The following is a 15,727-nucleotide window of genomic DNA, read 5'->3' on the forward strand; positions in this document are numbered from 1 at the left end:
GGGCCGAGCGCCGGGCCGCTCCCAAGTCGGCCCGCCTGGCGATGTGCGAGCGGGGCGCTCCCTGCGAGCATCGCCGCCCCCTCGGGGGCTGAGGCCGGACGCAGGGCGTCCAGTGGACGGCCTGTGCCTGCCGAAGAGCTGCGCCACTGGCGCAGCGCGGTCTGCAAGACCGACCAGGCGCGCCCGCGTTCAGCGCGGCTCGACTGAGCGGGGGGCTTCCACTCTCCGGCGCCGGTCCACGGCGTCGATCTTCAGCATCTGCCGGTACTTGGTGACCGTGCGCCTGGCCACCACCAGGCCCTGCTCGGCGAGCTGGCGCGTGATCTCGGCGTCGGACAGCGGCGCTTCGTGGCTCTCGGCCTCAATGATGTCCTTGATCAGCCCGCGGATGGCCGTGCCCGAGCAGGCGCTGCCGTTGGCGCTGATCATGGCGCGGCTGAAAAAATACTTCAGCTCCAGCACGCCCACCGGCGTGGCCATGTATTTGTTGTTGGTCACGCGCGAGACCGTGCTCTCGTGGATGCCCACTTCCTCGGCAATCTCCTTGAGCCCCAACGGCTTCATCGCCATGGCCCCGTAGTTCAGAAAGTTCTGCTGCCGCTTCACGATGGCCTCGGCCACGTCGAGGATGGTGGAGAAGCGCTGCTCCACGTTGCGCAGCGTCCAGCGCGCCTCCTGCAGATGGGCGCCCAGCTCCGCATTGGCCGGCGTGCGGTGGCGAGCAAACAGCTTGGCGTAGACCTGGTTGAGCCTCACCTTGGGCACGACGGCCGGGTTGATCTGCACCGCCCACTGGCCGCGCACCTTCTTGACGATGACGTCGGGCACGACGTAGGGCACGTGGGAGGAGCCGACGCGCCAGCCCGGCCGCGGGTCCAGCCGGCGGATGCGGTCGCAGGCGGCCTCGACGCGCGCTGGCGTCTCAGCCAGATGACGCGCCAGCCCCGGCACGTCGCGCGCGGCCAGGGCGGGCAGGTGGTGGGTGATGATGGCCTGGGCCAGCGCGCGCATGTCGGAGCAGGTGATGGCCGGCAGTTGCAGCAGCAGGCATTCGCCCACATCACGGGCCCCCACGCCGGCCGGGTCCAGCGACTGCACACGCTTCAGCGCGATCTGCATCTCCTGCAGGTCGGGCGCCGGGTCCAGCCCAGTGACGCCGATCAGTTCCTGCAGCGGCGTGCGCAGGTAGCCGTCGTCGTCCAGCGACTCGACGATGGCATGCGCCAGCAGCAGGTCGCGCTGCGACAGCGGCAGCACATTGAGTTGACCCCGCAGGTGGTCGTTCAGCGAGGTTTCCACGGCCATCAGGTCCAGCGCGCTGAGCTCGCCGTCCTCGGCGCGCTTCAGGCCCGAGCCGCCGTCGGCGGCCCACAGGTCGCGATCACTGTCGGCGCCGTCCGCCCCGTCGTGCGCCAGCGGCATGTCGGCATCGGCAGCCGTTGCACCCGGCACCTCGCCCGCCACGTCAACCGCCAGCGGCTCGCCCGGGCCGGCCGAGCCGGCCTCACCGTCCATCGCGGCGTCCAGGGGCTGCGTGCCCTCGGTGCCGTCGGCGCCCTCGGGTCCGTCAGCGCCGTCACTGCCCTCCTCCACCTCCAGGAACGGGTTCCTGCCCAGGGTGTCACGCAACGTGGCGGCAAAGTCCAGCGATGACATCTGCAGCAGGCGCACGGCGTGCTGGAGGCGGGGCGACAAGGTCTGCGTCTGTCGGTGATCGGCGCGGAGGTCGAGAGAGTTCACGGGCGTTCCTCTACAGCTTGGCTGAGGCATTGCGCGCGGCGATGCCACGCGGTGAAGCACTGGTCTACGCAACGTCCGTGCCGGTCAGGCGCCCTGGGTGATAGGCCGGGCCTTTGCCCTGAACGCTGGGCGTCAGCCTGATCCGGCCGGCCCCTGAAGAGAAGCAACGCCTGGAGGATTTACCGACCATCCGCCGTCAGACCCGCAATTTCGGTAAACCGTGCAGCGGGTCGACTGCGGCATTGCGCGACATGCGTTCGCGCTGCTCGTGGGTAGATGCGCCCCCGTGTCGGCGCCGCGCGAGCGGGGCCAATCGTTGCGGGCAGAGGCCGGGCCGCCTGAGCGCTCAGCGTTGGAGCGCTTGGCTGACCTCGCCATCGGCTTTGCACTGGGTTTTGGGCTCGAAGACTCGGGGCTGGTGGCTGATGACGAAGCCTCCGCCCCTGACAACGCCTACGCCCGCCTCGAACTGGCGCAGCTGAGGCGCCAACTGGCCGAACTGACCGGGCAACTGCCCGACGCCGAGCAGCGGGTCATCTTCCGGCGCTACTTTCAGCAGCAACCCTTTGACGAAATCGCTGCGGGCATGGGGCTGACGAAAGGGCGGATCTCCCAGATTCACCATGTCGCGCTGAGGCGGCTGCGGAGCGATTGCGCCAGCTCAATGGCGCTGAGGGTGTGATGGTCTGACGGGCCCCACACAAGCCGGGCTTGAGTGCTTGAAGGTCAAGTTAGGGATTTAGATTTATGACCTGACCCCGAGCCCGTGAAGATTCACCTATGGAGTGGGAATTTGAAAGCGAGATGTCATCGCCGCTGTGGCATCGTTAGGCAAGTTTTCGCACTGATGTCGCTGGCGTCTTTGGGCGGCTATCTTCCACGCCAGAAGCCGTCGGGCGCAACTTAATCCTTCCTGCTCATGAAGCTGCTTCAGCTAGAAATTCAGGCGGCTCTTTCGGCAGGCCATGAAAAAGCGATCTTCATGGGCGAGAGTTGGTCCTAAATTCATCGCCGAACACATTGATAAACTGATCCGAAAGATATGAGTTCGAAAGGTCTACACATGCGCGCCAACAAGAAACAATTAACGTTGTTGACAATGTTTTTCTTTTCACCTGTTTTCGCCAGCACCCTGGATTTCGAGGGCGGAAGCACTCCAGGTGTCACCATCACGGGCGAGTGGTCGACCCTGTCTTCGGTGCTGTGTGGCGGGAATGGTAATTTCGTGCCTACAAGTGGATGTAAGGCGCTTGTTAATTCACCCAATCCACTTATTCTTAGCGAAGCGTGGCGGAAAGTTATCTTTGACGTTGCAGACGGGTTTTCAAGGCTGTCGTTTTACGTGGCCGCCGCCTCACGTGGGAATGCGAAAATGACCGTGTACTCCGGCGCCGGAGGAACGGGTCAGGTTTTATTAACTAAGGCTATGCCCGGCCCCGGATGCACCTCGGAACCTGCATTTTTCTTTTGCGATGCTGGTTTATTAAGTTTCCAGAATTTAGGCGGAGCACGATCCGTGGTCTTTGAAGGGCGGGATTCTGGTTTCATGCTTGACGACGTGGAATTTTCAGGCGACATAGAGGTGGCGACAAACACCGTCCCACCCAGACAATGTCCGATTCTTGTTCGAAAAGGCAATCCTATCGAACCGTTGACTGGCAAGAAGATTCAGACGATTGATCTCGGTGTCTCTTTAGGGGGCATCCCATTGGCACTTCACTACGACAGCAATCGGGCTATTTATCCGGCATCGAAAACCGGTCGTATGCCCAGCTTTGGTGGGGGATGGACTGCGTCTTGGCTACGCAGCATCGTGAGCTTGTCGGACATTCCTGAAAGTGGTCAATCACCGTTTCGAAGCTTTCGGCCGGACGGTCGCGAAGAAAGCTTCATAACCGCCCGCTCAAACCCGTCCGCATGGAAGGCCTACTCCGGGGATGCAGACTATGTGGAATTAAGGAGCGGCACAGTTGACTATCATGCGATCCAAGAGGCGCTAATTGAAAGTTATTCTGCCAGTGTAGGAGGGTGGCGCCCGACAAAGTTGGCTTCAGCCTCTGGCGGCTCGATGGGAATTATGGTATCTAGCGCTGCTAATCCTGTGGTACTTGAATTCGGTCAAGTTATCGGCCTACCTACTCAATTGTTCGATGATCGCGGACGGACAGTCACGCTTCAGTATCAGCAAATTCCTTTATCGGATAACGCTTACGCTAACGCCAAAGTGATAAAAATGACGCTTCCTGACGGAGGCTTCATTCAATTTGGTTACTCAGATCAAGGCAATCTGACCTCAATCCGGTGGCCCGATGGTTCGACAATGGGCCTAACCTACCAAGAAGAAGATCCAAGGGCGCCTGATCCCGCCATCTTCTATCGTTTGTGGACTGGCGTTATCGATGAGTCTGGCAAACGATTCAGTACATTTGGCTACGACAGCTCGGGCAGGGCGATATCCACCGAGCATGCCGGTGGGGTGGACGCATATTCAACCAGTTATAGTGCACCCCCGTCTTTGGTGGCAGATAGAATTTACGACGCTGACATCCAGCGCTGGGTTGCGCGACAACGGCTCACAGTGCCAACTGGCGTGATGCTGACTGATCCAAACGGTTCGACGACACAGCTGGGAGTCGAGCAGGTGGCTAACACCAATGCTCCTGTGTCGTTCTCACAACCAGGCGGTTCCGGATGTGCGCCCAGCACGAGGACCCAGAGTTTTGACTCCAAAGGCAATCTAGTTTGGAGGGAGAATTTCAAAGGCAACCGCACCTGCTACGCCAACGACAGCAGCCGCAATCTGGAAACCGGCCGCATCGAGGGGCTTGCTACCGGCAGTTCCTGCGATGCGCTTCTTATGCCAAATGCGGCGCTGCCCGGCAATTCCAGGCGTACCAGTACCCAATGGCATCCTGTTTGGCGTCAGGAGATCAAGGTCGCCGAACCGCGCCGGCTGACCACCAAGATCTACAACGGCCAACCTGACCCCTTCAATGGCGGCGCGACTGCTTCGTGTGCCCCTTCCAACGCCACCCTGCCCGACGGCAGCCCCATCGTCGTGCTGTGCAAGCAGGTCGAGCAGGCGACGACGGACGCGAACGGCGCGCTGGGGCTCTCCGCCACCGTGGACACCAGCGTGCCGACGCGCGTGCAGCAGTGGACCTACAACCAGTACGGCCAAGTACTCACAGCCAAGGACCCGCTCAACACCACCACCACCAGCACCTACTACAGCGACACCACAGCTGACCACACGATGGGCGACCTTGCCACGGTCACCAACGCACTCAACCAGGTCGTCGCCCGCTACACCAAGTACAACCCGATGGGCCAATGGCTGGAGATGGCCGACGCCAATGGCGTCGCCACCACCCGCACCTTCGACCTGCGCCAACGCCTCAAGAGCACCATGACCGCCGGCCTCACTACCAGCTACGACTACTGGCCCACCGGGCTGCTCAAGTCGGTGACGATGCCGGACACCAGCTCCGTCAACTACGGCTACGACGACGCTCACCGGCTGACCTCGCTCACCGACAACCTCGGCAACAAGGTCACCTACACGCTGGACAACAGCGGCAACCGCATCAGCGAGACCGTCAGCGACCCGGGGGGTCGTCTGGCAAAGACTCTCACGCGCGTGCCGGATGCGCTCAATCGCATTCAACAGATCACGGGGAGGGAATAACCGTGCACCTTACATCTCAATTGGCACGTCCATCGCCGATGCTGAAGCGTCTCGGCGCCGCCGGAATCTGTCTAACCTTGCATGCATACGTGCATGCGCAGACGACCCCTGTGGTGGCGTTGAGCGCGACGCCAAATCCGGCCACCACCAGCGATGCCATCATGCTAAAGGCTGTCGTTACGCCAGGCGAAGCAGGCACGGTATCATTCAAAGCTGGGTCTGTGGTGCTTGGTTCCGCAACAGTGGTCCTCGTAAATTCGAGTGCGCCGTGCCCTCCGCCGGCTCCGGACAATGCCCGCCCGTCATCTGGTGTCGCGCGTACCGCTACTCCGTCGGCTGGAACCGGCGCCGCAGCCCAAAGTTGCGGTGGTGGACAGGAAGCCCAAGCTTTCTTGGCCCTGCCCGCTGGAACCCTTCCAGTCGGCACTTATGCCATGAAGGCAAATTACGTCAGCACGGCAGGTCTTGGGAATGGTGTTGGCGTTGGGTCCCTTCAAATCACGGGCAATACGTCCCCACCGCCACCGCCACCGCCACCGCCTGCGCCCGCGCCATTGCCAGCGCCCCCGGTCTCGCCGGTGCCAATCGCCAACTTCGAGTACGACGCGGAAGGCAACCCCACAAAGACCGTCGTTGCCCCGAGCAGCAGAGCCCTGACGACCCGGCAAGCCTACGATTCGCTTGCGCGTCCTACCACCACCACAGATGCAAAGAGCGGCGTGACCCGCTTTGGCTACGACCTCCAGGATCAATTGACGACGGTCACGGACCCAAGACAGCTCGTCACGCAGTACCAGCCCACTGGCCTGGGCGATGTCAAGCAGCTGACCAGCCCCGACACCGGCACGGTCACCAGCACCTTTGATGGGGCGGGCAACCTCAAGACGCGCACCGATTCGCGTGGCGTGCTGGCCACCACCACCTACGACGCGCTGAACCGCCCCACGCAAACGGTGTACAGCCGCAGTGGCAACACCAGCCGCACCGTGAGTTCAACGTACGACCAGACGGGCGCCAGCTTCGGCTACGGTGTCGGGCGGCTGACCACTGCTGCGACACCAGATGGCAGCAACACCTTTCGCTACGACGCACTCGGTCGCGTGACCACGACCGTGCAAAGCAGCGCTGTGGGCAACCCGCTCGTGGTGGGCTATGGCCATGACAACATGGGGCACATCACCAGCGTGACGTACCCATCCGGTCGGGTCATCAACTTTGGTTGGGCCAATGGTCAGCCGCAGTCGATCTCCATCACATCGGGCGGGACCACGACGCAGCTGCTGGACCAGGTCACGATGAGCGCCTTCGGTCCTGTGCGAAGCTGGGTGTGGAAGCTGGGTGCAACGCCTCGGCAGCATGAGCGGGTCTATGACACGACGGGTCGACTCGTGCGGCATCCGTTAGGCAATTTGGTGCGTGACATCACGTACGACGACGCTGATCGCATCAGCCGCTTCACGCACTACACGACCGCCACAGGCCTGCCCGCGACCAGCTTCGACCAGTCTTTCAGCTACGACGATTTAAACCGGCTGCAACTCGTCACGGCCGCTACCAACTGGAGCTATACCTACGACGCCAATGGCAACCGCACGGCTTCATCTGCGGGCAGCACGGCGCGCGGCTACACCATTCCCGCCACCAGCAACCGGCTAGATGCGCTAACCAACCCGGCGCGCACCATGGGCTACGACGCCACTGGCAACACCCTGAGCGACGTCCAGTCCGGCTCCTCAGCAAACTACACCGGCACCTACAGCCTGGAGGGTCGTCTGGCCGCTATGGCGCAAGGCAGCAGCGTTGGGGTGGACTTCGGGTACGACGCATTTGGCCGGCGCGTCACGCGCAGTCAATGGACGGGCAGCCCAGCCAATCCCAGGGTGGTCACGCGGTATGCCTACGACCAAGCTAGCCACCTTATCGGCGAGTACCAAGGCGACGGCACGCTCGTCACTGAATATGTCTGGCTGGGCGATACGCCCGTGGCTGTTGTCAAGCCTGACGGCTCAGGCGTCCAGATTTATGTCATTCACACCGACCACCTCGACACGCCGCGCGTCGTCCTGGATGCTCAGGGGCAGGTGAGATGGCGCTGGATGGGGGAGCCGTTCGGGGCGAGTCCGGCGGAGGAGCAGCCCACATCTGGTTTAGCAGCTCTGCGGCAGAACTTGAGGTTTCCGGGGCAGCAGTACGAGGCGTTTGGCGGCCGGCACTACAACCATTTTCGGGACTATGACCCGACGACGGGGCGTTATGTTCAAAGTGACCCCATCGGGCTGGCTGGAGGGCTGAACACCTATGCATATGTGGGTGGAAATCCGGTTGGCTTGACTGATCCGACCGGTTTGGATGTGTACCTGTGTTCGCAGCCTGCATTTGGAATTTCCTGGAATCCAGTCAACCACAATTGGTTGAAGACGGACTCGGCTGAGGCTGGCATGGGCGGGACTCGAGGGAATGTTCCGGGAAACGAAAGTGGTGACATGCCGGGCGACCGAGTTCAAGTGACGGACCACACTGGAAGAAGCAAGGAGGCCGCCGCCTCATGCGGGAAGGTTCCCGATGTTGATGAGAAGAAGGTCAATGAAGCTTTGAGAATTGGCCGGCCGCTTGGCCGCTGGGGGCCGACTAACCAGTGCCAGTCCTTTGCTCGTCAGACTCTTCGTGACGCATCCTTGGTCCCGCTACCGTCGCTGCCCTACGGCGCACCAAGCCGTTGAATATGAAATCAATTTGGTCTTTGTTCGCTCTTGTTCTTTTGATAGCGGTAACGGTCAGTTGCTCCAAGTCGAATGCCAACTACGAAGCTCTGGCGAGAAAAAATGTTCAGTGTCCCGAGGGATCGCATCTGGAATATCTGCCGTGGGGCGAGTCGGGCCTAGAAGCTGTGTGCCTGCAGAGGCGTGGTCCTTCAGTGATTGCCGAGTACGGCCGAATCAAAATCGAAGGCCAATACGCAGAAGATAAGCAAGTGGGCGAGTGGCGTTGGCTTGATGAGTCAGGAAAAGTTGCTCGCACGGAGCAAAAGGACGCTCACTGAGTAGCCCGGTAGGTTGGGCTGAGCCTGCGAAGCCCAACGCCCTGGGTTCCTGGGGCAGGCCCCAAGTTTGAAGTCCCAGCAAGCACTGCAAGAAATGACCACCACGTTCACCCACGGCATCCGCCTCGAAGTCGCGCAGGACGTGCTGGGCGCACTTCTCGCCCACTGGTCCGAAGCGGCGGCCCAAGCGCTGGACGCCGCAAACCCCGATTCCGGCCGCCTGGCCGAGATCGAGGCCGAGCAGCGCAAATTGCGATCCTTGCGCCACGACCTCGACCCCCGCGATGCTGTGCAAATCGAGCCCGGTAGGTTGGGCTGAGCCTGCGAAGCCCAACGCGCTCGGTGGTGTGGCCGGCACAATCTCTGCCATGGCGCCCACTCGCATCACCCACGGCATCCGCTTCGAAGTCGCGCAGGACGTGCTGGGCGCAGTTCTCGCCCACTTGGCCGAAGCGGCGGCCCAGGCGCTGGACGCAGCAAACCCTGATCCCGGCCACTTGACCGAGATCGAGGCCGAGCAGCGCAAATTCCGCACTCTCCGCCACGACCTCGACCCGCGCGATGTTGTGCAAATCGAGTCCGTGATCGCCGAGCACGCGCCGCTGGCCCGGCGGCTTTATGCAGCCGCGTGAACCCAGCGGCCCGCGTCCACTGCCTGCGGCAAATCTCTTCAGTCGCCAATCCCGGCCATGAACGGCGGGCGAGCCCGCCACCCCTGAAGAACAGCCACACACCACGCAACTGGCGTTGCTGCCCTCAAAACCGCGCGGTGGCGCGGCTTTTAGGGCGAATACGCTGGCCCACACAGGCGAATACGCTACCCCCTGAGTGACGCGGCCAAGTGCCTGTGGCGATTGGCAAAAACACCGCTGCAAGCGTGCTTCGGTACAACGCCGCAGGGAGCCGGGAGGCTCAAGGCATCAGCAGCTCGTAAACCGCCACGCCCAGGGCCTGGGCGATGCGCTCGACGTTGTCGATGGAGACATTGCGCACCTGGCGCTCGACGTGGGCGACGAAGGTGCGATGCAGCCCGCACTCGAAGGCCAGCGCCTCCTGCGACCAGCCCAGATCGCGGCGCAGCCGGATCATGTTGGCGGCCAGCACCGCGCGTGCCGAAACGGCAACGGGAGCGGTGGCACGGACGGCGGCAGACATGCAAACCAGTCTCCCGACCTGCTGCTTTTGCGTCAGCCGCGTTTAAATCACAATCTGTCGAGCACCTCCCGGCAGACAGATCGAACGCGATGCGCAAAACCCCCTCGACCCGTGCTGCGGCCAAGCTGGCGACGGCCGCGATCTATGCCGCCCTGGGCCTGCACGCCAGCCCCGGCCATGCTGATCAAAACCTGCCCCTGCCCCTGCCCCTGCCCCTGCCCCTGCCCCTGCCCCTGCCCCTGCCCCTGGCCGTGGTGGAGCAACGCCTGGCCGACGACCCCCGACTGCTGGCCAAGGTGGCGGCCAGAAACGGCATGACCCCCGCGCGGCTGATGGGCGAGGCCCGGGGCGAGTTGCTCAAGAAAGTGCGCGAGTACCTGGCCGAGCAAGAGGCCGCAGCGCCCATCTTCGCCCGCGAAAGTGTTCCCACCGGCCGCGCCATCCCGCTGGCCGTGGTGCGTCAAAACCTCCTTGCCGACCCCGACCTGCTGGCCAAGGTGGCCGCCAAGAACGGCATGACGGCCGCGCGCTTCATGGGCCAGGAAGAGGGGCGAATCCTGCAGATGGTGCGGGCGTACCTGGCCGAGCGTGAGGCGGCCAGATCGGTGCCGGCGGCGCAGCCACTCCGGCCGCAGCCGGCACCGGGCACCACGGCGGTGGCGGTGCGGCCTTGAGGGTCTATAGAACAACAAAAACACCCCAGCCACCCCGTTGCAGCCGCTGAAGGCTGGGGGTTGAAACTGGAGCGTCGGTGACGCCGAGGGTGGCGCCGCTTCAGCGCTTCGTGGCCTTGTCCTCGGGCGTCACGAAGCCGATGGGGCGCTTGGGCGGATCGGGCGGCACCATCAACTGGTTGACGGCCTCGATGAGCTGCTTGAGCTGGTTGCGGGTGTTGCGGCTGAAGGTGTCGTGCGTGAGTGCCAGGCCCTCGGTCTTCTGCTCCAACTCATCCAGCCGTTTGGCCAGGTCGGCATGCACGCCGGCCAGCTCGCGCATGCGCACGAAGGCCCGCACCACGTAGATACCCATCTCCACGGCCTGGGGCGAAGCCAGCACATTGGCTGCCTGAATGGCACCGTGCTCGGTGAAGGCGTAGGGCAGCACCTTGGAGAACTTCAGCTTGGCGAGGTGATCGCAATTTGCGACCACCTCGGCCTTCTCGGCGGTGTCGAGCTGGAACATGAAATCGCCCGGAAAGCGCTCGCGGTTGCGCTTGACCTGCTCGTTCAGTCGCCGGGTCGGCACGCCGTACAGCGCGGCCAGGTCGGCGTCGATCATGACCTTGTGGCCGCGCAGGACCAGGATGCGGCCCTCGATGCGCGGCAGCAGTGCCGGCGCTGCGGTTGAGGTCGATGGCTTCTCGTTGGCGGCGGGGCTCATTGCGCGTTTGCCGGCTTGGCCACGCCGACGCTGCCGGCCCCGCCAGGCCCACCCCATTGCCGGGCGGCATGCTTGAGCAGCAAGCCTTCCAGCACCGCGCGCGCCACCTGCTTCTCCTCGGGCGTGAACTGGTTCATGGCCTCGAACTGCAGGCGCAGATCTTCATCGGGGCCGCGCTCCATGTCCTCGAACAGCAGCCAGTCGGTGGTGACGCCGAAGCACTTGGCGATCTTCTTGAGCGCGTCGGCCGAGGGCTGCGAGGTGCCGGCCTCGTAGCGCTTGATCTGCTGGACGTGGATGTCGGTCGCGTCGGCGAAAGCCTGCTGGGTCAGGCTGCGCTCGCGGCGTAGCGAAATCATGCGTTGACCAAAGCTCATGGCGTGCAGGTACACCGGGGGTAAGGAGACCTGCATGGTACGAACGGGGTTCATGAACGCTTCCTTGTTAGGTACAAATACGATACTATAAAAATACACCAAAGGAAACTTGACGCGATTCGCGAGGAACCCCGGCATGGCAAGCATTCCAGAGACCGAGCTTGAGCGGCTGAAGAACGAAGTCAGCGTGCAGCGCTTGGTCGAGGCCTCGGGCATCGAGCTGAAGAAGGCCGGCAAGGACTGGATGGGGCGGTGCCCGTTGCATGAAGACGAGACGGCCAGCCTGGTGGTGACGCCGGCCAAGAACCTGTGGCACTGCTTCGGGTGCGGCGAGGGCGGCGGCCCCATCGACTGGGTGATGAAGCTGCGCGGCGTGTCCTTCCGCCACGCGGTGGAGCTGCTACGCGAAGGAGTCACTTCTTCTTCAGCCGCTGAAGACGGCGGCACGGGGCGGGCGCCCGTCAGGGGCACCGTCAAGACCTTGCCCGCGCCGGTGCAGCTCGACGCCGACGACCAGGCGTTGTTGAACCAGACGGTGGGCTACTACCACGAACGCTTGCTCGGCAACCCCGAGGCGCTGGCCTACCTGCAGGCGCGCGGCCTCGCGCACCCCGAGCTGGTCGCGCACTTCAAGCTCGGCCTGGCCGACCGGAGCCTGGGTCTGCGCTTGCCCGACAAGACCCGCAAGGCCGGCGCCGACATCCGTGCGCGGCTGCAGCGCATCGGGCTGTACCGCGAGAGTGGCCACGAGCACTTCACGGGCTCGCTCATCGTGCCGGTGCGGGACGAGGCCGGCCACGTCGTCGAGGTCTACGGCAGAAAGCTCTTGGACAACCTGCGCGCGGGCACGCCCAAACACCTGTACCTGCCGGCGCGGGAGGGCAGAGGCCGGGGCGTGTTCAACATCGCAGCGCTGACCGCCTCGAAGGAAATCATCCTGTGCGAAGCGCTGATCGACGCGCTGACCTTCTGGTGCGCGGGTTACCGCAACGTCACCAGCAGCTACGGCATCGAGGGCTTCACGGCCGAGCACGTCGCGGCCTTCAAGCGTTGCGGCACCGAGCGCGTGCTCATCGCCTACGACCGCGACGAAGCCGGCGAGCGCGGCGCGGCCAAGGTGGCCGAAGCCTTGATGGCGCAGGGCATCGAATGCTTCCGCGTGCAGTTCCCCAAGGGCATGGACGCCAACGAGTACGCGCTGAAGGTGCAGCCGGCCTCGAAGTCGCTGGGGTTGTTGATCCGCAAGGCCGTGTGGTTAGGCAAGGGGGCGGCACCGGCGCAGCCGGTGGCCGAGCCGACAGACATGCCGATGCAGGCCAGCATGGCGGCTGAAAAAAGCAAGCCGGCGCCGGTAGCCATCGCTTCTCCTTCAGCCGCTGACCCCGCGCCTGTCGAGCCGCTGCCGGCCAGTCCGATGCCATTGAGCGCACGCGAGCTGCCGCTCACGGTCAAGGACGGCGAGCACGGCCGCGAGGCCACGCTGACCCTTGGCGAGGGCAAGGACGCCCGCCGCTGGCGTGTGCGCGGCCTGGCCAAGAACCTGGGCGTGGACGTGCTCAAGGTGAACCTGATGGTCAGCCATGGCGACTCGTTCCACGTCGACACGCTGGACCTGTACGCGGCCAAGGCGCGCGGGCACTACGTCAGCGCGGCGGCGGCCGAGACCGGCCTCGACGAGCGCGTGCTCAAGGCCGACCTGGGCCGGCTGCTGCTGGCCATGGAGCAGCTGCAGGACGAGACCATTGCGCAGGCCCTGGCGCCCGCGCCTGCGCCGCAGATGGACCCGGCCGAGCAAGCCGCAGCACTTGCGCTGCTGAAGTCGCCCGACCTCATCGAGCGCATCGGCGCCGACTACGCCGCGTGCGGCCTGGTGGGCGAGGCGACGAACAAGCTCGTGGGCTACCTGGCGGCCGTCAGCCGCAAGCTCGCTCGGCCGCTGGGCGTGGTCATCCAGAGCAGCAGCGCGGCCGGCAAATCCAGCCTGATGGACGCGGTGCTCGCCTTCGTGCCCGAGGAAGAAAAAGTCAAGTACAGCGCCATGACCGGGCAGAGCCTGTTCTACATGGGCGAGACCAACCTCAAGCACAAGGCCCTGGCCATCGTCGAAGAGGAAGGGGCGAGCCGCGCCAGCTACGCCCTGAAGCTCTTGCAGAGCGAAGGTGAACTCACCATCGCCAGCACCGGCAAGGACCCCACCTCGGGCAACCTCATCACCCAGCAATACCGCGTCCAAGGGCCGGTGGCCTTGTTCTTCACGACCACGGCGCGCGACCTGGACGAAGAGCTGATGAACCGCTGCCTGGTGCTGGCCGTCGACGAAGGCCGCGAGCAGACGCGTGCGATCCACGAGCGCCAGCGCGCGCGGCGCACCCTCGACGGCCTGCTGGCCAACCGCCATAAAACCGACCTCATCACCCTGCACCAGAACGCCCAACGCCTGCTGCGCCCGCTGGACGTGCTCAACCCTTATGCGCAATTCCTGAGCTTCCCCGACCAGACCACCCGTCTGCGCCGCGACCACGAGAAGTACCTCACCCTGATCGACGTCATCGCCTTCGTGCACCAGCACCAGCGCGCGGTGAAGACGGCCGCGCGGGGTGATGACAAGGAGGGCCAGCGCATCGAGTACATCGAGGTGCAGCTCACCGACATCGCGCTGGCCAACCGGATTGCGCACGACGTGCTCGGGCGCAGCCTGGACGAGCTGCCGCCGCAGACGCGGCGCCTCTTGACGCTGGTGGATGGCTACGTTGGTGCCGAGAGTGCGCGCCAGCAGATCAAGCGCGCCGAGCTGCGCTTCAGCCGGCGCAGCTTGCGCGAAGCCATCCACTGGGGCGACACCCAGCTCAAGACCCACTTGGCGCGGCTGGCCGAGCTGGAATACCTGGTCGCGCACCGCACCCGCACCGGCGGCTTCGAGTACGAGCTGGTCTATGAGCTGGCCGGCACCGGCGGCGATGCAGGCGGCGCAACAGGGGGCGCAACAGGTAGCGCAACAGGCGGCCTGCGCTTCCCCGGCCTGGCCGACATCGACGCCCTGCAATGTGCCTACGACGCCGCGCGGTCGGGGTCGGACGAGGTCCGGTCGGGGTCTGGTCGGCCCGTGGTCGGGGCGCGGTCGGCGGGTGGTCGGGGTGACGCATCGGCCGGCAAGCCAGTGTCCATGCGGGTTGCGCTCGAAGAGGTCGGCGCCGAGGCGCCAACGCAGAGTTCTGTGCCGATGCACCCGCACCCGTCATACCCGCAGGGCGGCGCTGCTTCTTTAGCTGCTTGCCTGGCGGCCGGGGCCTGACATGCCCCGCGCCGGACAGCGCCTCAAAACCCGCCGTCCCACGGCCATCAAGCCCAGCGCCCCGGCGCACAAAGCCCCCGACGCGCTGGCCCACAACCGGCTGACCCGCTACATGGAAGAGCACTTCGAATGGATGCTCGTCACCGGCTACAGCGCCGACACCGTGCGCGCACGCCGCCAGGCCATCCGCAAGTTCATCGCCTGGGCCGACGAGCGCGGGCTCAGTGACCCGCGCGAGATCACCAAACCCATGCTGGAGCGCTACCAGCGCTGGCTCTTCCACTACCGCAAGCCCGACACCCCGGCGGGTCGCAAGGACGCCGGCGCGCCGCTGACGATCAGCATGCAGTACCAGTACCTCGCGCCGCTGAAGACCTGGTTCCGCTGGCTGAGCCGCGAGCACCACATCCTGGCCAACCCGGCGGCCGACCTGGACCTGCCGCGCCAACCCAAGCGCTTGCCGCGCAGCGTGCCCACGGTGCAGGAGGTCGAGGCCATCCTCGCCGAGGCCGACCCCGGCACGGTGCAGGGCCTGCGCGACCGCGCGCTGCTGGAGACGCTGTACGCCGCCGGCCTGCGCCGCATGGAGCTGGCCGGGGCGGCCGTCTACGACGTCGACCTCACGCGCGGCGTGCTGTGGGTGCGCCACGGCAAGGGCGGCCGCGAACGCGTGGTGCCGCTGGGCGAGCGGGCTTGTGCCTGGCTGGACAAGTACCTCACCGAGGCGCGGCCCGAGCTGCTGGCGGGTGACACGACGGCGCTGTTCCTCAACGACTACGGCGAGCCGGCACACGCCGACTTCATCAGCGCCAAGGTCAAGCGCTACATGGCATTCGCGGGCGTGGAGAAGGTCGGCAGCGCGCACCTGCTGCGCCATGCCTGTGCCACGCACATGCTGGAGGGCGGGGCGGACTTGCGAGCGATCCAGGAGCTCCTCGGCCACGCAAGCCTCACCACCACCCAGCGCTATACCCAGGTCTCCGTCGAGCACGTGCTCAAGCAGTACGACGCCGCGCACCCCCTGGCCCGGCGGTAACGTCAGCGGTACGACGTCG

13 protein-coding genes are annotated in these 15,727 nt (G+C 64.7%); 9 read left to right on the plus strand and 4 right to left on the minus strand.

What is annotated here, in order from left to right; translation table 11 throughout:
• Positions 1–189 precede the first annotated feature (189 nt).
• Positions 190–1,740 (minus strand): RNA polymerase factor sigma-54, encoded by a 1,551-nt coding sequence (rpoN, locus tag ABIS05_RS19255; RefSeq protein ID WP_348011031.1) that lies wholly within the window; start codon positions 1,738–1,740, stop codon positions 190–192.
• A gap of 361 nt (positions 1,741–2,101) precedes the next feature.
• Between rpoN and ABIS05_RS19260 the strand changes: the two genes are divergently transcribed.
• From ABIS05_RS19260 to ABIS05_RS19285, 6 genes are all read left to right on the plus strand, one after another.
• A complete protein-coding gene (locus tag ABIS05_RS19260; RefSeq protein ID WP_348011032.1) occupies positions 2,102–2,422 on the plus strand; it encodes a sigma factor-like helix-turn-helix DNA-binding protein in 321 nt (106 codons plus the stop codon).
• Positions 2,423–2,803: 381 nt separating this feature from the next.
• On the plus strand, positions 2,804–5,428 hold the full coding sequence (locus ABIS05_RS19265; RefSeq protein ID WP_348011033.1) for a hypothetical protein: 2,625 nt from the start codon (positions 2,804–2,806) through the stop codon (positions 5,426–5,428).
• A 578-nt stretch (positions 5,429–6,006) separates the two neighbouring features.
• On the plus strand, positions 6,007–8,148 hold the full coding sequence (locus ABIS05_RS19270) for an RHS repeat-associated core domain-containing protein (protein WP_348011034.1): 2,142 nt from the start codon (positions 6,007–6,009) through the stop codon (positions 8,146–8,148).
• 2 nt (positions 8,149–8,150) lie between these two features.
• Positions 8,151–8,468, plus strand: a complete 318-nt coding sequence (locus tag ABIS05_RS19275) for a hypothetical protein (protein ID WP_348011035.1) — start codon at positions 8,151–8,153, stop codon at positions 8,466–8,468.
• A gap of 94 nt (positions 8,469–8,562) precedes the next feature.
• Positions 8,563–8,787, plus strand: coding sequence for a hypothetical protein (locus ABIS05_RS19280; RefSeq protein WP_348011036.1), 225 nt, complete (start codon positions 8,563–8,565; stop codon positions 8,785–8,787).
• A 49-nt stretch (positions 8,788–8,836) separates the two neighbouring features.
• Positions 8,837–9,100, plus strand: a complete 264-nt coding sequence (locus tag ABIS05_RS19285; RefSeq protein WP_348011037.1) for a hypothetical protein — start codon at positions 8,837–8,839, stop codon at positions 9,098–9,100.
• Positions 9,101–9,380: 280 nt separating this feature from the next.
• Here ABIS05_RS19285 and ABIS05_RS19290 read toward each other — a convergent pair whose 3' ends face one another.
• Complete coding sequence (locus ABIS05_RS19290; protein WP_348011038.1) at positions 9,381–9,623, minus strand: helix-turn-helix transcriptional regulator; 243 nt, start codon at positions 9,621–9,623, stop codon at positions 9,381–9,383.
• An 89-nt stretch (positions 9,624–9,712) separates the two neighbouring features.
• On the opposite strand from ABIS05_RS19290, the gene ABIS05_RS19295 reads away from it, so the two are divergent.
• Entirely contained in the window at positions 9,713–10,297 is a 585-nt protein-coding gene (locus tag ABIS05_RS19295; protein WP_348011039.1) for a hypothetical protein, read from the plus strand.
• 100 nt (positions 10,298–10,397) lie between these two features.
• Here ABIS05_RS19295 and ABIS05_RS19300 read toward each other — a convergent pair whose 3' ends face one another.
• Entirely contained in the window at positions 10,398–11,003 is a 606-nt protein-coding gene (locus tag ABIS05_RS19300) for an ORF6N domain-containing protein (protein WP_348011040.1), read from the minus strand.
• Positions 11,000–11,434, minus strand: a complete 435-nt coding sequence (locus ABIS05_RS19305; protein ID WP_348011041.1) for a helix-turn-helix transcriptional regulator — start codon at positions 11,432–11,434, stop codon at positions 11,000–11,002. Before ABIS05_RS19305 ends, ABIS05_RS19300 begins: the two co-directional genes overlap by 4 nt.
• Positions 11,435–11,516: 82 nt before the next feature.
• On the opposite strand from ABIS05_RS19305, the gene ABIS05_RS19310 reads away from it, so the two are divergent.
• Together ABIS05_RS19310 and xerC are read left to right on the plus strand one after the other, a co-directional pair.
• Positions 11,517–14,672, plus strand: a complete 3,156-nt coding sequence (locus ABIS05_RS19310; protein ID WP_348011042.1) for a CHC2 zinc finger domain-containing protein — start codon at positions 11,517–11,519, stop codon at positions 14,670–14,672.
• A 1-nt stretch (position 14,673) separates the two neighbouring features.
• Positions 14,674–15,708, plus strand: coding sequence for a site-specific tyrosine recombinase XerC (gene xerC, locus ABIS05_RS19315; RefSeq protein WP_348011043.1), 1,035 nt, complete (start codon positions 14,674–14,676; stop codon positions 15,706–15,708).
• Positions 15,709–15,727 lie beyond the last annotated feature (19 nt).

The organism is Roseateles sp., assembly GCF_039929605.1.
Lineage (GTDB): Bacteria > Pseudomonadota > Gammaproteobacteria > Burkholderiales > Burkholderiaceae_C > Pelomonas.